Source organism: Actinomadura vinacea, from assembly GCF_039532545.1.
In the GTDB taxonomy this organism is placed as follows: Bacteria; Actinomycetota; Actinomycetes; order Streptosporangiales; family Streptosporangiaceae; genus Spirillospora; species Spirillospora vinacea.
Genome location: NZ_BAAARW010000046.1, coordinates 1 through 19,242, shown reverse-complemented (window position 1 = coordinate 19,242; position 19,242 = coordinate 1). Strand labels below are relative to the sequence as shown.

Sequence of the window (19,242 nt, the reverse complement as noted above, 5' to 3'; positions counted from 1 at the left end):
AGGGCACTCGCCTGGCGGCTCGCACCCTGACCGAGCCTGGGCGAGCGCGACATCGCTCCGCGATCTGCCCGGTGAGGCTCGCCTCCGGCATCGCCTCACCGGGCAGGTAGCGCGCTCGCGCGGTACCTGAGGCCACTTGCGGACAAACCCCAGAAGTTCGCACCGCGGAAAGGAGCCGGTCGCTTCAGAGAAGGCCGCCGTACTCGCCGCCGTCCACGGCGATCGCACTGCCGGTCACAAACTTGGCCTGCTCCGAGCACAAGAACGCCACGCACGCGCCGAAGTCCGCGGGGTCGCCCACGCGCCCGGCCGGGATACCGGCCGCGACCTCGTCCAGATCGCCGCCGCGCACCTCGCGCAGCCGGTCGGTGGCGTGCGAGCCGGGCAGCAGCGAGTTCACGGTCACGCCGTCCCCGGCGACCTCCAGCGCCAGCGTCTTGAGAAAGCCGGTGGCGCCGGCGCGGGCCGTGTTCGACAGGATCAGCGACGGGTTGGGCTGCCGCACGGCGATCGACGTGATCGCCACGACCCGGCCCCAGCCGCGCTCCCGCATCTCGGGCACGGCCGCCTTGCACATCGCGACCACCGACATCAGGTTGAGGTCCAAGGCCCGGCCGTACGCCTCCAGCGGGGTCGAGCCGAACGTTCCCGGCGGCGGCCCGCCCGCGTTGGTCACCAAGATGTCCACACCGCCGAGCGCGTCCCGCGCCCCCTCCACGAACGCGGTCGCGCCCTCGGGCGTCCCCACGTCGCCGACGATCGGATGCACGTCCGCGCCGAGCCGTCCGGCCGCGGCGTCGAGGCGCTCCCGGTCACGCCCGCAGATCGCGACCCGCACACCCTCGTCCAGCAGGGCCTGCGCCGCCGCGAACCCCAGCCCGCCGCTCGCCGCCGCCACCGCGGCCCGCCGCCCGCTCAACCCAAGATCCACCCCCGAAGGCTACTCGCCCCACCGCACCGCTCACCGAACCCCGCAGAACACGCCCCAGGCCCGGGAGCCGTTGAACGTGGGCGCAGTCCACGTGCTGTCATGGCGTTCATCCTCTGGGGCGTACTCCGCTGCCGACGAAGTCAGTCGTCGTAGAACGAGTGCGGTTCCTGCTCGCTGTACCTGTTCGCGGCGGACGTCGGAGTCGCCTGCATGACCAGGTGGGCGCCCTGCCAGCGCCGACGCAGCCGGCGATCGTGGCTGACGATGACGATGGCGCCTGCGTAGCCGGTCAGGGCGGCTTCCAGGTCCTCGACGAGGGCGGGCGACAGATGGTTGGTCGGCTCGTCGAGCAGCAGGACATCTGACGGCTCGCTGAGCATTCGCGCCAGGGCGAGACGCTGCCGCTGCCCGGTGGACAGCCGGTCGACCGGCATCGTGAGCTGGTCGGCTTCGAAAAGTCCGAGGGACAGCAGCTGTTCGGCGTACCCGGCGGCCTCCCCCGTGCGTCCACGGGCGAAGGCGGCCAGCAGTGTCTCGTCCGGTGCCCCGGGGTGCGGCTCTTGGGGGAGATGGCCGATCCTGCCTCGGCGTGTGACGCTCCCGCTGTCGGGGGCGACATCTCCGGTCAGGACGTGGAGCAGCGTGCTCTTGCCCGCTCCGTTCGGCCCCGTGATCAGCAGGCGGTCGCCGGCCGTGACGGTGAGGCTCGTGCGGTCGAGCCGGCCCGTGACGGCGATGCCGGCGGCGTCGAGCACGACGCCCTCCAGGCGGCGGGCCCGCAGTACAGGAGTGAAGCGCAGCGGCTCCGGCGGGGGCGGGATCGGGTCGGCGAGCAGGCGGCGCAGCCGTTCCTCGGCGTTGCGCACCCGGCTGGCCAGCGACTGCTGCACCCGGCCGCCCGCCCGGTTGTAGGCCATCTTGTTGCCGTCTTTCATCTCACGTCCAGGGGCCACCTGGCGGGCGGTGGTCGCGGCGGCCTCGCGGAGCCGGTCGATGTCGGCCCGCCACTGATCGTGCGCTTGGGCCCAGCGCCGCCGGGCCGCCGTCTTCTCTTCGAGGTAGCCGGCGTAGCCGTTGCCGTACCGGACGACGCGGCGCCGGTCCGCGTCCACCTCCAGCAGGCTGGTGGCGACCCGTTCGAGGAAGACCCGGTCGTGGGAGACCGCCACCGTGGTGCCCCGCCGGGTCCGCAGGTGCTCTTCCAGCCAGCTCAGAGCGCCCTCGTCGAGATGGTTGGTCGGCTCGTCCAGCAGCAGCACCTCCGGCGCGGCCGCCAGTACGGCCGCCAGCCGCAACCTGACCTGTTCTCCGCCGGAGAGGCTGCCCACGGTACGGTCGCGGCCCACAGGCCCCAGGCCGAGTCCGTGCAGAGCACGTTCCACTCGGGCGTCGGCGTCGTAGCCGCCGCGCAGCTCGAAGATCGTCATCAGGTCGCCGTACTCGGCCATGCCCGACTCGTCGCCGTCGGCCATCGCCGCCTCCAGGCGGCGCATCCGCCGTTCGACGGTGCGCAGATCGCTCAGGGCCCGGTCGATGATCTGCTGGACGGTCGCCCGCGGCTCGGGCCTCTCGTCCTGGGCGAGATAGCCGACGCCGCCGTCGGCCTGGACGATGACCTCGCCCTGGTCGGGCCGCTCGCGCCCGGCGAGCAGGCGCAGCAAGGTGGTCTTGCCGGATCCGTTCTCACCGATGATCCCGGTGCGCTCGCCCCTGGCGAGCGAGCAGGTCACCGAGTCAAGGACGAGCCTGCCGTTGAAGGACTTGCTGACGGCGAGCGCGGTGATCTGGGTGGGCATGCGGGCACTCCGAAGCATTCGAGGACAGGGCGGCCGTCAAGGCCGGGTGAACGCTTCGGAAGAGCATCAATGACCCCTACTAGTGCGACAGGTGCTGCGTTAAGATACTGGCATGACGCCGTCCCACTGAGCAACCGGATCGCCGACGATGACTCCCGCAGCACCACCGACCCGCCGCCCCGGTGGCCGGACCGCCCGTATTCGCGCGCAGGTACTCGACGCGGTCCGCGCAGAGCTTGGCGAGCACGGTTATGACGGGCTCACCATGGACGCCGTCGCCGCCCGCGCGGGCGTGCACCGGGCGACGGTGTACCGGCGCTGGGGCGACGTCGGCGGCCTGCTCGCCGACGTCCTGGACGCGGCGGGCGACGACGACTGGCAGCCCCCGGACACCGCCTCGCTGAAAGGCGACCTGGCAGCGCTGAACCATGAGATCCAGGCGGCCCTGACCGCACAGCCGCCGATCGTCGCGGCCCTGATCGCCGCCTCATTCCGCTCCGAGAAGGCCGATCATGCCCAACGGCGGCTCTGGGAGGACCGGTACGCCCGCTGCGAGATCATCGTCAGCCGGGCCGTCCGGCGCGGCGAACTCCCGCCGCGCACCGACGCCCGGCGACTGCTCATCGCCGCCACCGCGCCGCTGTACCACCAGCTGGTGCTCCTCCGCACCCCACCCGACCCGCACCTGCCCGATCACGCGGCCAGGACGGCCGCCCTCGCCGCATCCGCCGGCGCCTTCGCCGATGATCAGGGGGGCTAGGGCCTGTCTCAAAGCGGCCTCAGGTACCGCGCGAGTGCGCTGCCCGGCCGGTGGGGCGAAGCCGGAGGCGAGCGCCGTAGGCCGGGACTTTGAAACACGGTCTAGCACGCGGCCGTTCCGCGTACGGCGTCGGCCACGACCTCGGCCATGTCGCCCGCGTGCCGGTACACGCGACGTTGCCGCCGCGCTCCGTTGCCCTCGCGCAGCACCTGGGCCAGCAGGCGTTCGGCCGTCTCCAGGTCGCCGTAGCGTTCCAGTGCGGGCCGCACGTGGTCGAGCAGCACGCCGATCACCTCGCGGGCCGGCGCGGCCCGGTGGGTCACCGGGTGGACGAGGTCCCCGTCGAGGCCGGAGCGGCTGGCCCGCCACATCGCCAGCCGCAGCAGGTCGGTGCGGACGCTGTCGGGGGGCACCTCGGCGCGCCATTCCCGGGCCGCGGTGTCGACGAGCGCCCGCACCAGCGCCGCCACCAGCACCGTGTCCGCGGAGCGCAGGCAGACGTCGGCGACCCGCACCTCGACCGTCGGGTAGCGCCGGGAGAGCCGGGCGTCGAAGTAGATCATGCCTTCGTCCAGCAGCGCCCCCGTGCCCAGCAGCGTGTCCACGGTCGCCCGGTAGTTCTTCGCCGAGCCGAACAGCTGGGTCGGGCCGCTGGACGGCCACCGCCACCAGACCTGCTGCCGCCAGCTGACGTACCCCGAGTCGTGCCCCTGCCAGAACGGCGAGTTCGCGCTGAGCGCGAGCAGGGGCGGCAGCCACGGCCGGATCCGGTCCAGCACGGCCACCCCCTCGTCCGGGGAGGCGATGGCGACGTGCACGTGGCAGCCGCAGGTGAGCTGCTCGTCGGCGGTGAGGCCGTAGGCGGCGGCCATCCGCCGGTACCGGAGGGACGGCGTCAGCGACGGGTGCACCTCGACCGGGCAGGTGGCCAGCGCGGCGACCGCGGCGTCCGCACCGGACGCGGCCACCGCCGCCGCCTCCCGGGCGTCGCGCACGTGCACGGCCAGCTCGTCCAGCGACGTGCAGGGCGGCGTGCCGGTCTCCAGCTGCTCCCGCTGCAGCTCGGTCTCGAAGATCCCGGCGGTGCAGCAGCCCGCCAGCGGGGCGCGGCCGTGCGCGCGGGCGCACCGGATCACCTTGTCCGAGACGGCCCGCGGCGCCCCGCTCGCCGGGTCGACGAGCAGCAGCTCCTCCTCCACCCCGAAGGTCCGCGGCCTCACCGTGTTGTTCTGCCCGGTGGATCCGGGTTTTACGTACGGATCTCCTGGCGGAGGGAGGCCAGGGCCAGCAGGGCCACGTGCAGGGAGACGCAGGACTCCACGTCGTCCAGGTCGGCGGAGAGGACGCGTTCGATGCGGCGCAGGCGCTCGTAGAAGGCGGGGCGGGACAGGTGGGCCTGCTGTGCCGCGACGGCCTTGTTGCGACCGGAGTCCAGGTAGAAGCGGAGGATGCGGGTCAGGTCGGCGTTGCGTTCGGCGTCGTACTCCAGGAGGGGGCCCAGTTCGCGTTCGACGAAGGTCTGGATGCGGGCGTCGTCGCGCAGGAGGTGGAGGAGGCCGCGCAGGCGCAGGTCGGGGAGGCGGTAGAAGAGGCGGTCGCCGGACGAGCGGCTGGCGACGTCGGCGACCTGGTCGGCCTCCAGGAAGGAGCGGCGCACGTCGCGGATCGACTCCACCATCGAGCCCGCGGCCATGACCGCCTCGGACTGGCCGCGCACCCGGGTGGCGACGGCGGTGAGGACCGTCTCGGCGTCGGCGCGGGCGGGGAGGGAGGCCAGCACGCCGACGCGGGCGTTGGGGCCGCCCTCGTCCAGGACGCCGACCAGGGCGGCCAGTCGGGCGTCCTTGCAGGCGGCGGCCGCCAGCTCGGCCATTTCGGAGATCTCGGCGGGCTGTGGCGCGCCCCGGGTGCGGACGACCACGCCCAGCAGCCGGCGGCCGGAGAGCGGGACGCCGAGGGCGCGGGCGCGGGCGGCGGCCTCCTGCGGGTCGGAGTAGGAGTGCTCCAGGATGCGGGCGATGATCGTGCCGTGCGCCTGGCGCTCGACGCTCTCGGCGTGCCGGTCGAGGAGGCGGCCCAGGGCCAGGGTGGTGGCGGCCCGCTCGATCAGGACGGTCTCGCGCGGCGTGGGCGGGGAGCCGAGGGGGAGGATCAGGCGGCCCCAGTCCTCGCCGCGGGCGCCGACCATGGTGACCAGCCAGCCGGACGCCTCGTCGTAGCCGGTGCGCTGCTCGGGCCGCACCGCGCGGGACCGGGTCTCCCAGGCCGACAGCAGCTCGGACGGGTCGCGGCCGTCGGCGTCGGCGGCCAGCACCTGGTGGGACAGGTTCTCCAGGATGACCGGGTGGCCGCCGAGCGCGGCGACCTGCCGGACGACCTCGTCGGTGGAGGCGCCCTCGACCGACAGCTGGGTGAAGATCTCGTGCAGCCGTTCGGAGGCGCGCAGCTCGGCGAACTGGTCCTGGACGATCCGCGCGTGCACGGACTCGGTGATGTCCACGAACGCCGGCTCGTGCGCCAGCATGATCACCGGGAGCCGGTGGTCCTCGGCGGCGGCGAGCAGCGCGCGCGGGAGGCTGTCGGCGTAGCGCCGGCCCAGCTCGATCATCAGCCCGCTGACCCCGACCTCGGCCAGTTCGGCGATGTAGGCGCGCAGCCGGGCGGGCTCGTCGGGCAGCGCGATGCCGGTGGTGAGCACCAGTTCGCCGCCGTGCAGCAGGTGGGCGATGTCGGTGACCTCGGCGACGTGCACCCAGCGGATCCTGTTGTCCAGCCGGTCGCCGCCGGTGACCACGTGCGGCTGGCCTCGGCGCACGGCGTCGAGGCAGAGCACGTCGGCCAGTGTCGGAAGCATCGCTTACACAGTGTAAAGGCTGCACTCCGTCAATCTCCCGCCCTGGATCGTGACACTGTGGCGGTAGCCCCGGGGAGCTGCGGAGAACGAGACTTGGGGCATGTCGGAACGTGCGAACACCCCGTCGCTGCTGGAGCGCCACCGGGCCGTGATGCCGTCGTGGCTCGCGCTCAACTACGCCGAACCCATCGAGATCGTCGCCGGCAAGGGCAATCGGGTGACCGACGCCGCGGGCAACGGCTACCTCGACTTCTTCACCGGGATCCTCACCAACATGATCGGGTACGACGTGCCCGAGGTGCGGGAGGCGGTGGAGCGGCAGCTGGCCACCGGCGTCGTGCACACCTCCACGACCTACCTGCTGCGCGGGCAGGTCGAGCTGGCGGAGAAGATCGCGCGGCTGTCCGGGATCCCGGACGCCAAGGTCTTCTTCACCAACTCCGGGACCGAGGCGAACGAGACGGCGCTGCTGCTGGCCGCGTACGCGCGCCGCACCGACCAGGTGCTGGCGATGCGGCAGAGCTACCACGGCAGGTCGTTCGGCGCGGTCGGCGTCACCGGCAACCGGGCGTGGACGAACCTGTCCTACTCGCCGCTGCACGTCCATTTCCTGCACGGCGCCGACCGGCACCTGCCGCAGTTCGCCGGCATGTCCGACGAGGCGTACACGGAGGCGTGCGTCCAGGACCTGCGGCACGTGCTGGCCACGGCGGCGGGCGGTGACGTCGCCGCGCTGATCGCCGAGCCGATCCAGGGCGTGGGCGGCTTCACGATGCCCCCGGACGGGCTGTTCGCCGCCTACAAGGAGGTCCTGGACGAGTACGGCATCCTGTTCGTCTCCGACGAGGTGCAGACCGGGTGGGGGCGTACCGGCCAGGGGTTCTTCGGCATCGAGAACCACGGCGTGACGCCCGACATGATGACCTTCGCCAAGGGGCTGGGCAACGGGTTCGCGGTCGGCGGCGTGGTGGCCCGGGGCGAGCTGATGGACGCGCTGCACGCGGTGGGCCTGTCCACGTTCGGCGGCAATCCGATCTCCATGGCGGCGGCCAACGCCACCCTCGACTTCGTGCTGGAGCACGACCTGCAGGCCAACGCCGCCCGGCAGGGGGAGACGATCATCGGCGGGCTGCGCGCGGCCGCCGGCCGGTTCCCGGTGGTGAAGGACGTGCGCGGCAAGGGCCTGATGTTCGCGATCGAGCTGGCCGACCCCGGCACCGGCGACCCGAGCCCGCCGCTGGCCGCCGCCGTGATGGAGGCGGCCCGCGAGCGCGGCCTGCTGGTCGGCAAGGGCGGCCTGTACGGCAACGCGGTGCGGATGGCCCCGCCGCTGACCCTGACCGACGCCGAGGCCGCCGAGGGCCTGGGCATCCTGATCGACTCCCTGGAAACCGTGAACGAGGCCGCGACATCATGACCGACATCAGCGACAGCAAGCACGTCACGCACTGGATCAACGGAAAGGCCTTCGACGGAGGGCAGGCGGAGAGGCGGGGGGAGGTCTACGAGCCCTCGACCGGCCGGGTGAGCGGGACGGTCGACTTCGCCGGCCCCGCCGAGGTGGACGCGGCCGTCGCCGCCGCCAAGGCCGCGTTCCCGACCTGGCGGGACGCATCCCTCACCAGGCGCGCCAAGGTGCTGTTCCGCTTCCGCGAGCTGGTGAACGAGCACGCCGGCGAGCTGGCGCGGCTGATCTCCGCCGAGCACGGCAAGGTGATCTCCGACGCGGCCGGGGAGGTCGCCCGCGGGCTGGAGGTCGTGGAGTTCGCCTGCGGCATCCCGCACCTGCTCAAGGGCGGGTTCTCGGAGAACGTCTCGTCCCGGGTGGACGCCTACTCGATCCTGCAGCCGCTGGGCGTGGTGGCCGGGATCACCCCGTTCAACTTCCCGGCGATGGTGCCGATGTGGATGTTCCCGGTGGCGATCGCGTGCGGGAACACCTTCGTCCTCAAGCCGTCGGAGAAGGACCCGTCGGCGTCGGTGCGGATCGCCGAGCTGTGGGCCGAGGCGGGGCTGCCGGACGGGGTGTTCAACGTCCTGCACGGCGACAAGGCCGCGGTCGACGGGCTGCTGCACCACGAGGACGTCAAGGCGGTCAGCTTCGTCGGCTCCACCCCGATCGCCCGCTACATCTACGAGACGGCCGCTCGCACCGGCAAGCGGGTGCAGGCGCTCGGCGGCGCCAAGAACCACATGGTCGTGCTGCCGGACGCCGATCTCGACCTGGCGGCCGACGCGGCGGTCTCGGCCGGGTTCGGGTCGGCGGGGGAGCGCTGCATGGCGATCTCCGTGGTCGTCGCGGTCGACCCGGTCGGCGACGCGCTGATCGGCAAGGTCAGGGAGCGCGTGGCGAAGCTGAAGGTGGGTCCCGGCGACCATCCCGAGTCGGAGATGGGCCCGCTGGTCACGCGCGCGCATCGGGACAAGGTCGCCTCCTATCTCGACGGCGGGGTCGCCCAGGGCGCCACGCTGGCCGTGGACGGCCGCGAGACCCCGGTGCTGGGCGGCCCCGGCGACGGCTTCTGGCTCGGCCCGACCGTCCTGGACCATGTGACGCCCGAGATGGACGCCTACCGGGACGAGATCTTCGGCCCGGTGCTCTCGGTGGTGCGGGCCGGGTCGTACGAGGAGGCGATGGAGGTCATCGACGCCAACCCGTACGGCAACGGCACCGCGATCTTCACCAATGACGGCGGGGCCGCGCGCCGCTTCCAGAACGAGGTGGAGGTCGGCATGGTCGGCATCAACGTGCCGATCCCGGTGCCGATGGCCTACTACTCCTTCGGCGGCTGGAAGGCGTCCCTGTTCGGTGACAGCCACGCCCACGGCATGGAGGGCGTGCACTTCTACACGCGCACCAAGGCGGTCACCGCACGCTGGCTCGATCCAAGCCACGGCGGCGTGAACCTGGGGTTCCCGACGAACGGGTGACCGCCGCCCCACCGGACCCGGCGCCGCCGACGGGGAGGCGCCGGGCCCGCGTGACGGCGAGCCCGGCGGCCAGGCAGGCGAACGGCATCGCGGGGATCACGTACCGGTAGTCGAAGTCGGCGCTGGCGATCGGGAACACCAGCAGCGTCGCGGCCACCGACCAGGCCAGCAGCGCGCCGCGGCGGTCCCGGGCCAGCAGCGTCCCGGCGGCCCCGGCGAGGAAGATCACGCCGAGCGCCGGGCCGGGCAGGTGCACCGACCGCTGGTAGCCGACCATGCGGTCGGCGTGCGGCTGGACGATCCGGCTGACGACCAGGCTCCTCTCGTAGCGGGCGGCGTCCGACAGCGCGGTGCTGTGCTGCCCGCCGCCCCAGCCCTTGCCCGCGGGGAAGAGCTGCGGACGCTCGGGGAAGTGGTACAGCGCCTCGGTGTTCGCCGTCGGGTGCGGGAAGCGGTTCGGGCTGAACGCCTTGCCGAGCCCGTCGCCGATGGCGCGCAGGTAGTCGCCGGGCTGGGCGAGGATCGCGCGGACTGCGAAGTCCCGCATGGTCGCGTTGGCCTCGGGCGAGGTGACGTTCTCGAACAGGATCCGCGGCGGGACCTCGGACTGCCAGATGAGATGGCCGGGGGCGCGCTCCTTGGCCCTCAGCTTGGGACTGAGGCAGAGCGCCTCCATATGGGACGGCGGGCGCATCTTGGCGCAGTCGGCGAACGGGGCGGTGCGCCCATACAGGAAGAGGCCGTCGCTGGTGGTCAGCGAATAGGTCCCGTACGTGCCGTGGAACATCACGGCGTACGCGACGAGGGGCGTGGCGGCGGCCGTCCCGAAGAGCAGCGCGGGACGCCAGCCGCTGCGGCGCATCAGCAGGCACAGCAGGATGAGGGGCACCAGGGGTGCTCCGGCCGAGCGGACCAGCACCGCGTACCCGATGAGCAGTCCCGCCGCGAGGGCCATCCACCAGGCCGGGTTGCGGTTCCGGGCGGTTTCGCGTTCCGGGCGGAGCTCGTCCTGCTCGCCGTCCGCCGTGCCTTCCTCCGCAGCGGCCTCTGCAGCGGCCTCTGCAGCGGCCTCTGTTCCGTCCCCGGTTCCGTTCGCCGTGCCGGGCTCCTGGTCGTCTTTCGCCTTGCGTTCGCCCGCCTTGGCCGCGGGGGGCAGCGCACGCCAGAGGAGGAGCGTCAGGGCGGCGGCGATGAGGAAGGTGAAGAGCGCCTCCGACATCAGCAGGTGTTCGAGTTGGATCTGGAACGCGTCGTACAGGATCGGCAGCGTGATCAGCGTCGCGGCCCAACCCGGCAGCCCCGCGCGGCGCAGCAGCGCGTACACCATGACGGCGATGGCCAGCCCCATGAGGTGCTGCAGCACCGCGACCAGGGCCAGGCTGCGCGCGGGCTCCAGCAGGTTCAGCAGATAGGAGTAGCCGAGCGTCTTACTGGGCGAGGGCTCGGGGCGCAGGGCGCGGCCCAGGTAGAAGTAGGAATCGCCGGTGAACCACAGCACGCCCGGATAGCCGAGCATGGTGACCCAGCGGACGGCGACGCCGCCGATGAGCGCCACCAGGAACGGCGCGTGGGACAGCAGTGGACGAATCGCCCAAATTCCACTAAATATCGCCAATGGTCGCCTGAGTGAAGGCGTCCGGCTCTGTGCGTTGTCGGTCACAAGGGCCAGCAGGCTAGGTGCGGCCGATGGCCGGGGGGTGAACGCCGGATGGCCCGGCCGCGATGGCCTGAGGTGGACGTCGCGGCCGGCGTCGCCCTACGTGACCCCGCGCCGCCCGCCCGTGCCCGCCGTCCTCTCGGTGGGTGGTCAGGGGCGTCACACGGGATGGTCGGAGGCATCGCCCGCTGTGACGAACGGCAGGTCCCGCGGGCGGGTATTTTCTACCGTACGCGGGTTTTCGTCGTCAATTTCCGTCCTTGCCGCTCCGACAAATAATAGCTACAAGTGTTGACTGGTTCTGTGGTGGGCGACACAATCTGATTGGCCCAATTAATTGGGTGGCAAATTGAAAAAGTCAGGTCTTGGATTCGATCGGGCCGGTGTCGTGCGCCGTAGGGGTTCGGTGGGGCGGGATGAGCAGGGGAACCGCGCTATGACTGCTGACGACCACCACTCGGCCGAGGCGCGGGCGCTCGCCCGGCGCTTTCCGGGCTGGACCGTCTGGTTCGGCCGGTGCACCGGCCACTGGTGGGCGCTGCCGCCCCGGGAGCGGGACTCCGCCGGACTGGTCGAGGCCGAGACCCCGCAAAGGCTCATCGCACGGATCGAGGTGGTCCAGCAGCACGCCGACTCCGGACAGGCGACGATCGACGCAGGTCCCCGACCGTACGAAGACCCCCGGCAGGACGCCCGCCGGCCCTCGAACCTCCTCCGTCTCGAGGGCATCACACCGGCGCCGTTCCGCCGGGTACCGGTGATCGCGTGGCCAGGCAGCACTGCAAGGTGATCCGCTGTTCCCCAACCTCGCCACGCCCGCCGGTGCCGTCGCGGCCCCGGGACGGACAGTAGCCCGCGCCACATCCCTCTCCAGCAACCTCCGTGTGTGGCGCGGACGCCAGCACCCGCTGTCCCCCCGGGCCGCGGCGGTTTTCCTGTTTCCGGGAAACCTCGCCGCGGAACGTCCGAAAAAGGCTCCGTTAATGGCGCGGAAACGCTTCTTCAAAGCTCCGTTTCCTGTCGCTTTCCGGGTAATGGCAGGGGATTCCGCCGCGTCCCGTCGGAATTTTTCCGCCGAACCGCCGATCGGACTGCCGCGGTGCCGCGCGGGCGATCGGAAAGGGAACGGGCGCCGGGCGGGCGCGCGGCGTGGGCGCGCCAGGGCGATGTGAGATCGTCCGGTGCGTGCCGTCCCGGTGCCGCGGAGACGCTACGCTGCGCCGACGGGCGGGGTCGCGGCTGGGACGGCCCGATGGACGCGAGTCGGGAGCGAGATGAGGCTGAGGGCCAGGGCGTCGGCCTCGGTGCTGGCCGTGGCGGCGCTGGTCATGGCGCTGGCCGTCGCCTGCAGCGGCGGCGAGGACGAGGAGCCGGTCGGCGCGGTGAAGGCGGCGAACACCCTCGGGCCGGGGGAGGGTGCGCTCACGCTGGTGACGCTGCCCGGCTACATGGAGAACGGTGGCAACGACCCCCGGGTCGACTGGGTCACCCCTTTCGAGGAGCGCACCGGCTGCAAGGTCAGCTGGAAGGTCGCCCGCGACTCCCAGGACATGGCCTCCCTCATGCAGAACCGGTCGCGGCGCTACGACGGCGTGGCCGCGCCGCCCGAGGTCACCGGCCCGCTCATCGCCGGCGAGCACCTCACCCCGGTCAACCCCGACCTCGTCGAGGGCTACAAGCGGCTCGAACCGCGGCTGCGGAACCTGCTGAAGAAGGACGGCAAGGTCTACGGCGTCCCGTACGTGTGGGGCTCCAACCTCCTGATGTACGACTCGCGGGCGGCCCAGGCGCCGCCTTCGGACTGGTCCGCGCTGTTCGACCCCGGCCAGGCCCAGCGCAACTCCGGCAAGCTGATCATGCGGGACAGCCCGCTGGCGATCGCCGAGGCCGCGCTCTACCTGCGCGGCACCCAGCGCAAGCTCAAGATCACCGACCCGTACTCGCTGACCCGCAAGCAGCTCGACGCCGCCGCCAAGGTGCTGGCCGACCAGCGCCCGCACGTCAAGACCTACTGGGAGCAGCCCGCCGACGCGGTGAGCGCGTTCGCCGGCGGCGAGGCGGCGGTGGGGCAGGTGTGGCCCTACCAGGTGGACGTGCTGACCCGGGCCGGCAAGCCGGTGCAGGGCGTGGTCCCCTCGGGCGGCGTGACCGGGTGGATGACCGCCTGGATGATCGGTGCCCGCGCCGAGCACCCCAGCTGCATGTACCAGTGGCTCCAGTGGACGGCCTCACCGGACGTCCAGCAGCAGGTGGCCGAGTGGTCGGGCGTCGCGCCCGCCAACCCGCAGGCCTGCACCGGCGACCGGCTCAGGACCACCTTCTGCGACACCTACCGGGTGGGCGACCGGGACCACCTGGACAAGGTGATCTTCGCGCACACGCCGTCCAAGGTCTGCGGCGGCGGTGAACGCGGCGGCGACCGGCGCGACTGCACCGACTACGCCGAATGGACCCGGGCCTGGCACGAGGCGACCCGCCAGTAGACCGGCCTGCCGGCGGATCGACCGACCAGGGCTCGGCCCCTCGCCGGGATGGGATCTCTCCGGCGCGCCCGACCGCCCCCAGCCGGGCGCGCCTCCCGGGTGGTCCCGGACCTCCCCCCGATGGCCCGGGTCACCCTTCCTCCTGGAGAGATCTCCCAGATGGCCGGCCTAATCGAAGACCGGCATCCCTGCCGGGGCCCGCCGGGTGAGCGGGCTTCCGGCGCGAGCGGTCGGCTCCGCCGGGCGCTGAGGCCCGCGGGGGGCCGGCGGGGCGGGTGCGCAATCGTCGCACGCGAACACCCCTTGGCCGTTGGGCAACCGTCCTACGCGCACTCGCGGCCGCGGCCACTTCTTGTGGCAGACGACGCACGCGTCGCCCTGGCGCTGCGCGGCGCTCAACGCGTCTGGGTCGAACCGGAGTTCGCCCGTCTGGCCCATTGCCCATTCCCCCTGTGCGGCGGGAGCCGACATCACAGAATCCTTTATAGGCGGTGAAACGTGTTGCTCTCGTTACTCAAAGTGAAAATGGCGGCAAAGGCCAGGCTGATCGCGGGCGGCCGACCGGTCGCGTTCCCCGTTCCTGATCTGTGTTACCACGGGTCCGGGAGGGATCCGAGGGCGGATCGGGACATCGCCTTTGCCCTCTGTTTGGCGGCGGACGCATACAAATGAGGCATGTGGGTACCTGGTAACGCCCCCCTTGCCCAGTCGCCCGTTCAGGTGGTCGCCTTCGGAGGCCTCGTCGTACTGGTCGTCCTTCTCGCCGGCATCATGCTCTGGGTGAACCGGCGGCGGGCGGCCCGTGTGGTGCGTCCGCTCCGGGAGTTCGATCGCGGCCTGGCGAGGCTCAACGCCGCCGCCGACCCGGGCCGGCGGATGCCCGAGCCCGCGGCGGGCGGTGAGATCGCCCGGCTGTGCCGCACCGTCAACGCCACGCTGGACCGCCTGGAACGGGCGACGGAGCTGCAGCGCCGGTTCGCCGCCGACGCCTCGCACGAGCTGCGCACCCCCATCACGGGGCTGCGCACCCGGATCGAGGTGGCCCTCGCGGACCCCGACGACACCGATCTCGTCGGCACGCTGCGCGACGCCCTCCGGGACGCCGAGCGGCTCCACCTGATCGTGGACGACCTGCTCGCCCTGACCCGGCTGGACTCGGGGCCGACGCCGGACCACACCCCGCTGGACCTGACCGCGTTGGTGCGCGACCAGCTGGCCGGGCGCTCCGCGCGGGTGGCGGTGCGCGCCGAGCTGCAGGACGGTGTGCGCGTGGAGGTCAACCGGCCGCAGATGTGCCGCGTCCTGGTCAACCTGTTCAGCAACGCCGACCGGTACGCCACCGGGACGGTCGAGGTCAGGCTCCGCACCGACGAGAACGACGCCGTCCTGGAGGTGAGCGACGACGGTCCCGGGATCGCGCACGGCGACCGGGAGCGGATCTTCGAACGCTTCGCCCGGGTGGACAGCGCCCGCAGCCGCGACAGCGGCGGCAGCGGGCTGGGCCTGGCCGTCGCACGCGACATCGTGCTCGCCCACGGCGGGCGCCTCTACGTCGGGCCCAGCGAGCATGGCGCCCGCCTCGTCCTGCGCCTCCCGCTCTACGAGGCGCATCAGAACAGTGAGTCGCCGGAGCGGCGGCCGGTGCGAGGGAAGCACCGGCCGCCGCCGTCGGCGCTCCTCCGGGGGGCGCGCGGACGAGCCCCTTTCGTTTGAGCGCTTGAGAAGGAACGGCTTAGGACGACTGGGCCTTCTTGTAGACGTTCTGCGCGTCGGCGCCGAAGTACGGCCCGAACATATGGGTCGGCAGGAAGTTGTACTTGAAGCTGTTGACCGAGTTCTGAATTCCGGTGCCCTTGGCCTCGTCGAACCGCAGGAACCACGGCCCGCCGCTGGAGCCGCCGGTCATGTTGCAGCCCAGGCCGATGCCGTCGCTCAGTAGCGGGTCATTGATGACGGGGCCGCTGCAGTAGACGAGCTTGGAGCCGTCGTAGGGGGCTGCCGCCGGGTAGCCGAAGGAGTACATGTTCTGCCCGCGCGGCTGGTTGAAGGCGATGCCCTGGCCGCCGACCACGTCGACCAGTTTGCGGCCGCCGAGGGAGTTGACGACGGCGGCGCCCACGTCGTAGCTGAGGTCCTCGTTGGCGGTCCACTGCGGCGTGGCGAAGGTCTTGGCGGCCGTCCAGGTGCCGTGGGGGCGCGCGCCGTTCTTGTAGCCGGGGACGAACACCCAGTTGGTGTGCCAGGCGCCGTCCATCTTCACGCAGTGGCCGGCGGTGATGACCGTGCTCTTGTTGGCGCTGCTCACCGCGTCGCCGGAGCAGGAAGCGCTGCGGCCCTGGTAGGTGAAGAACACCCGTCCGGCCGTGCGGGTCACCTTGCCGCCGCCGCTCCACTCACCGCCCAGGTTGGGGATGGACTGCGCGGAGGTCGGCGGGAGGACCTGCTTGAGGCCGCGCCGGACGGTCTCCTGGCTGGAGCGCTTGGGCTTGAACAGCCGCTCCATGGGGATGGCCGAGCGCATGCGCTCACTGGTCCAGTGGCGGAGGACGCGCTGCTTGGCGGCGGCGTCCGCGGCCTGCTGCCGGACGCCGGGGGAGGGGCTGGGCGCCTGCGCGGCGATCTCGGGGGCCGGCGCGGCCTGGGCGGAGGCGGTCAGCAGGGGCGTGACGAGCAGCGCGCCGCCGAAGGCCGAGAAGGTCACGGCCTTGAAGCGGGGGGAGCGATTCACGTGGTCTCCGGGGAGTCGGGAGTGGCGGGAGGGCGCGGGGTGTCATGCCGGGTGTCGCAGGTGTGGCGCCGGACGTGGTGTCCGTCCGTGAGCGGACGGTAATTTCGCGAGGCCCGGCACGACTAGTGGCATAAATCAACAAAGCGACGGTGCTTTCTGGACATCTTTGGATGTCTTTGCATGTGGAGGGCATGTAGGGACACTTCCGACTGTCCGCCCGTCGTGATCAAGGGAACACGCGGGCGGGCGGAGCGCGCGGTGGGCGGCGTGTCCGACAATGGACGGGTGATGCCTTCCTCGACCGACGCGTCTCCCGCCCCCGACGACCCGGCCGCCGCCCAGGCCGGCGCCCCGGCCCGCCGCGACGTGGCCGTACTGGGCTCCACCGGATCGATCGGCACCCAGGCCCTCGACGTGATCCGCCGCAACCCGGACCGGTTCCGGGTCATCGGGCTGGCGGCCGGCGGCTCCCGCGTGGACCTGCTCGCCGAGCAGGCGCTGGAGTTCCGTCCCGAGATCGTCGCGGTCGCCCGCGCGTCCGCCGCCCAGGACCTCCAGCTGGCCTTCTACGCCGAGGCCCGGCGGCGCGGCTACGCCTCCGGCGAGTACGCCATCCCGAAGATCGTCGCCGGTCCGGAGGCGGTCGCCGAGGTCGCCGCCTGGCCCTCGGACCTGGTCCTCAACGGCGTCACCGGCGCGCTCGGGCTCGCCTCCACGCTGGCCGCCCTCGACGCCGGCCGCACCCTCGCGCTGGCCAACAAGGAGTCGCTGATCGTCGGCGGCCCGCTGGTCAGGGAGCGGGCCCGGCCGGGGCAGATCGTCCCGGTCGACTCCGAGCACTCGGCGCTGGCGCAGTGCCTGCGCGGCGGCCGCGCGGCGGAGGTCCGGCGGCTGGTGCTGACCGCCAGCGGCGGCCCGTTCCGCGGCCGCACCCGGGACGAGCTGGCCGACGTCACGCCCGAGCAGGCGCTGAACCACCCGACCTGGGACATGGGCCCGGTCATCACGATCAACTCCGCGACCCTGGTCAACAAGGGGCTGGAGGTCATCGAGGCGCACCTGCTGTTCGACGTCCCGTTCGACCGGATCGAGGTCATGGTGCACCCGCAGTCGATGATCCACTCGATGGTGGAGTTCACCGACGGCTCCACCCTCGCCCAGGCCAGTCCGCCCGACATGCGGCTCCCGATCGCCCTCGGCCTGGCCTGGCCCGACCGCGTCCCGGACGCCGCGCCCGGCGTCGACTGGACCCGCGCGCACACCTGGGAGCTGTTCCCGCTCGACGAGGACGCCTTCCCCGCGGTGGCGCTGGCCGCCCGCGTCGGCGGGATCGGCGGCACCGCCCCGGCCGTCTACAACGCCGCCAACGAGGAGTGCGTCGAGGCGTTCCGCACGGGACGCCTGCCGTTCCTGGGGATAGTCGACACGGTCGCGCGGGTAGTGGAGGAGCACGGCACGGGCGGCACGGAGGGCCTGACGCTCGACGACGTCCTCGCCGCCGACGCCTGGGCCCGTGCCAGAGCCCGGGAGGTGACCGGGCTGGGCTGAGCCGCGGCCGAGGGGAGGGGAGCGATGGCCTTTCTCCTCGGCGCGCTGGCGTTCGTCGTCGCGCTGCTGGCGTCGGTGATGCTGCACGAGGGGGGCCACCTGCTCCCCGCCAAGCGGTTCGGCATGAAGGCCACCCAGTACTTCGTCGGATTCGGGCCGACGCTGTGGTCGCGGCGCCGGGGGGAGACCGAGTACGGCGTCAAGGCGATCCCGCTCGGCGGCTTCGTCAAGATCGTCGGCTACACCCCGCTGGAGGAGATCGACCCCGCCGACCGGCCGCGCGCCTTCTACCGGCAGCCGGCCGGACGCCGCGCGATCGTGATCGCGGGCGGCGTGGCGGCGAACTTCGTGTTCGCCTTCCTGCTGCTCATGCTGATGGCGATGGCCATCGGGATCCGCGTCCCGGGCACTCCCACCGCGGCGGTCGACACGGTCAGCCCGTGCGTCCCGGCGAACGCGGAGGCGGCGTGCGGTCGCGGCGACCCGCCCTCCCCCGCGGCCCGGGCGGGGCTGCGGGCCGGTGACCGGGTGGTGTCGTTCAACGGCCTGCCGGTGGCGGACTGGACGCAGCTGCGGCGGGCGATCGGCACGGCACGCCCCGGCCAGACCGCGTGGGTCGTCGTGCAGCGCCCCGCCGGGAACGGCGGCGGCCAGGGCGCGCGGCAGGTCGCGTTTCAGGTCCGGCTGGCGGCGGTGGGCGGCGCGCCGTTCCTGGGCATGTCCCCGCGGGTCGAGGGGGCGGGGTACGAGCGCACCGGCCCGGTGAACGCGGCGATCTTCGCCACCCGGGTCGTCGGCCGCACCGTGGGCGCGATCGGCGAGGCTCTGGCCGACCTGCCGAGCGCCGTCCCGCGGCTGTTCTCCCCGGAGCGCGCCAGCACGCCGGGCGGCCAGGTCGGCAGCGTGGTCGGCGCCACCGACGTGTCCGGCCAGATCTTCGCCTCGCAGAGCTCCTGGCAGGACAAGCTCGTCCTGTATCTGTCACTTGTCGTTTCGGTGAACATCTTCCTAGGGGCGCTCAACGTGCTCCCGCTGCTGCCGCTGGACGGCGGGCACCTGGCGGTCGTCGCGTACGAGCGCGCCCGCGCCCTGGTCGCCCGGACGCGGGGCCGCCCCGATCCCGGCACGGTCGACATCGCCAAGCTGCTGCCCATCACCTACGTGGCGGTGGTGCTGCTGATCGGGCTCGGCGTGCTGCTCATCCTGGCCGATTTGATCAACCCCTTGCGGCTTCCAGAATAGCCCACTGTATGTAGTCATGTGGTCACGCTTTTCCCGTCCGTCCGCGTCACCCCATTCGCCTGCGGCGCTTAGGGTAGGAGGGCGAGGCGAACCGAGGTGAGGCCGGGCCGCCCGCCCCTCCCTGCGGGGGAAGCGGAGGAGAGTGCGCCTCCGGATGGCAGGGTCAGTCAAAGGGAGAGGGATGAGCGTTTCACTCGGAATTCCGGCGATCCGCGGCGAGGGCAACGGAGAGGCCGCGCCGCGTCCGGTGGCGCCGCGTCGTGCGTCCCGCCAGATCATGGTGGGGAGTGTGCCGGTGGGTGGGGACGCGCC

General features: G+C 72.4%; 14 protein-coding genes and 1 pseudogene. 9 read left to right on the top strand and 6 right to left on the bottom strand.

Going from position 1 to position 19,242, the window contains the following annotated elements; genetic code table 11:
- Nucleotides 1–184: 184 nt before the first annotated feature.
- Together ABD340_RS45265 and abc-f are read right to left on the bottom strand one after the other, a co-directional pair.
- Complete coding sequence (locus ABD340_RS45265) at nt 185–931, bottom strand: SDR family oxidoreductase (RefSeq protein ID WP_344598050.1); 747 nt, start codon at nt 929–931, stop codon at nt 185–187.
- Nucleotides 932–1,071: 140 nt separating this feature from the next.
- Nucleotides 1,072–2,727 carry a ribosomal protection-like ABC-F family protein gene (gene abc-f / locus ABD340_RS45260; protein ID WP_344598048.1) on the bottom strand — a complete coding sequence of 552 codons (1,656 nt, stop codon included), beginning with the start codon at nt 2,725–2,727 and terminating at the stop codon, nt 1,072–1,074.
- A 148-nt stretch (nt 2,728–2,875) separates the two neighbouring features.
- On the opposite strand from abc-f, the gene ABD340_RS45255 reads away from it, so the two are divergent.
- A complete protein-coding gene (locus ABD340_RS45255) occupies nt 2,876–3,487 on the top strand; it encodes a TetR/AcrR family transcriptional regulator (RefSeq protein ID WP_344598046.1) in 612 nt (203 codons plus the stop codon).
- 101 nt (nt 3,488–3,588) lie between these two features.
- On the opposite strand, the gene ABD340_RS45250 is transcribed toward ABD340_RS45255, so the two are convergent.
- Nucleotides 3,589–4,707: a glutamate--cysteine ligase gene (locus tag ABD340_RS45250; protein WP_344598045.1), complete on the bottom strand. Its 1,119-nt coding sequence runs from the start codon at nt 4,705–4,707 to the stop codon at nt 3,589–3,591.
- Nucleotides 4,708–4,736: 29 nt separating this feature from the next.
- Nucleotides 4,737–6,341, bottom strand: a complete 1,605-nt coding sequence (locus ABD340_RS45245; protein WP_344598043.1) for a PucR family transcriptional regulator — start codon at nt 6,339–6,341, stop codon at nt 4,737–4,739.
- A 100-nt stretch (nt 6,342–6,441) separates the two neighbouring features.
- On the opposite strand from ABD340_RS45245, the gene ABD340_RS45240 reads away from it, so the two are divergent.
- Together ABD340_RS45240 and ABD340_RS45235 are read left to right on the top strand one after the other, a co-directional pair.
- Nucleotides 6,442–7,758: an aspartate aminotransferase family protein gene (locus ABD340_RS45240; RefSeq protein ID WP_344598041.1), complete on the top strand. Its 1,317-nt coding sequence runs from the start codon at nt 6,442–6,444 to the stop codon at nt 7,756–7,758.
- A complete protein-coding gene (locus ABD340_RS45235; protein WP_344598040.1) occupies nt 7,755–9,272 on the top strand; it encodes a CoA-acylating methylmalonate-semialdehyde dehydrogenase in 1,518 nt (505 codons plus the stop codon). Before ABD340_RS45240 ends, ABD340_RS45235 begins: the two co-directional genes overlap by 4 nt.
- Here the strand turns inward: ABD340_RS45235 and ABD340_RS45230 are convergent.
- Nucleotides 9,208–10,827, bottom strand: a complete 1,620-nt coding sequence (locus tag ABD340_RS45230; protein WP_344598038.1) for a hypothetical protein — start codon at nt 10,825–10,827, stop codon at nt 9,208–9,210. The genes ABD340_RS45235 and ABD340_RS45230 overlap by 65 nt on opposite strands.
- A gap of 538 nt (nt 10,828–11,365) precedes the next feature.
- Here ABD340_RS45230 and ABD340_RS45225 point away from each other — a divergent pair.
- The 3 genes from ABD340_RS45225 (at nt 11,366) to ABD340_RS45210 (ending at nt 15,125) form a co-directional block, all read left to right on the top strand.
- Complete coding sequence (locus tag ABD340_RS45225; RefSeq protein ID WP_344598036.1) at nt 11,366–11,719, top strand: hypothetical protein; 354 nt, start codon at nt 11,366–11,368, stop codon at nt 11,717–11,719.
- 484 nt (nt 11,720–12,203) lie between these two features.
- The gene (locus ABD340_RS45220) at nt 12,204–13,412 is read left to right on the top strand and encodes an ABC transporter substrate-binding protein (RefSeq protein WP_344598034.1); all 1,209 of its coding nucleotides are present in this window, start codon (nt 12,204–12,206) and stop codon (nt 13,410–13,412) included.
- Nucleotides 13,413–14,087: 675 nt separating this feature from the next.
- A complete protein-coding gene (locus tag ABD340_RS45210; protein WP_344598032.1) occupies nt 14,088–15,125 on the top strand; it encodes a sensor histidine kinase in 1,038 nt (345 codons plus the stop codon).
- Between the two features lie 19 nt (nt 15,126–15,144).
- Here ABD340_RS45210 and ABD340_RS45205 read toward each other — a convergent pair whose 3' ends face one another.
- Nucleotides 15,145–16,140, bottom strand: a complete 996-nt coding sequence (locus ABD340_RS45205; RefSeq protein ID WP_344598030.1) for a trypsin-like serine peptidase — start codon at nt 16,138–16,140, stop codon at nt 15,145–15,147.
- Between the two features lie 288 nt (nt 16,141–16,428).
- Here ABD340_RS45205 and dxr point away from each other — a divergent pair, with 288 nt between their 5' ends.
- The 3 genes and pseudogenes from dxr to ABD340_RS45190 all read left to right on the top strand — a co-directional run.
- A complete protein-coding gene (gene dxr, locus ABD340_RS45200) occupies nt 16,429–17,688 on the top strand; it encodes a 1-deoxy-D-xylulose-5-phosphate reductoisomerase (RefSeq protein ID WP_344598028.1) in 1,260 nt (419 codons plus the stop codon).
- A 24-nt stretch (nt 17,689–17,712) separates the two neighbouring features.
- Nucleotides 17,713–18,930 (top strand): M50 family metallopeptidase, encoded by a 1,218-nt coding sequence (locus ABD340_RS45195; protein WP_344598026.1) that lies wholly within the window; start codon nt 17,713–17,715, stop codon nt 18,928–18,930.
- A gap of 181 nt (nt 18,931–19,111) precedes the next feature.
- Nucleotides 19,112–19,242, top strand: a pseudogene (locus ABD340_RS45190) (flavodoxin-dependent (E)-4-hydroxy-3-methylbut-2-enyl-diphosphate synthase); the annotation flags it as partial.

Bases quoted from the DNA above. Each gene is read 5' to 3' on its own strand.
- abc-f (WP_344598048.1), bottom strand. From the start codon at position 2,727: ATGCCCACCCAGATCACCGCGCTCGCCGTCAGCAAGTCCTTCAACGGC.
- ABD340_RS45255 (WP_344598046.1), top strand. From the start codon at position 2,876: ATGACTCCCGCAGCACCACCGACCCGCCGCCCCGGTGGCCGGACCGCC.
- ABD340_RS45245 (WP_344598043.1), bottom strand. From the start codon at position 6,341: ATGCTTCCGACACTGGCCGACGTGCTCTGCCTCGACGCCGTGCGCCGA.
- ABD340_RS45240 (WP_344598041.1), top strand. From the start codon at position 6,442: ATGTCGGAACGTGCGAACACCCCGTCGCTGCTGGAGCGCCACCGGGCC.
- ABD340_RS45235 (WP_344598040.1), top strand. From the start codon at position 7,755: ATGACCGACATCAGCGACAGCAAGCACGTCACGCACTGGATCAACGGA.
- ABD340_RS45225 (WP_344598036.1), top strand. From the start codon at position 11,366: ATGACTGCTGACGACCACCACTCGGCCGAGGCGCGGGCGCTCGCCCGG.
- ABD340_RS45220 (WP_344598034.1), top strand. From the start codon at position 12,204: ATGAGGCTGAGGGCCAGGGCGTCGGCCTCGGTGCTGGCCGTGGCGGCG.
- ABD340_RS45210 (WP_344598032.1), top strand. From the start codon at position 14,088: ATGTGGGTACCTGGTAACGCCCCCCTTGCCCAGTCGCCCGTTCAGGTG.
- dxr (WP_344598028.1), top strand. From the start codon at position 16,429: ATGCCTTCCTCGACCGACGCGTCTCCCGCCCCCGACGACCCGGCCGCC.
- ABD340_RS45195 (WP_344598026.1), top strand. From the start codon at position 17,713: ATGGCCTTTCTCCTCGGCGCGCTGGCGTTCGTCGTCGCGCTGCTGGCG.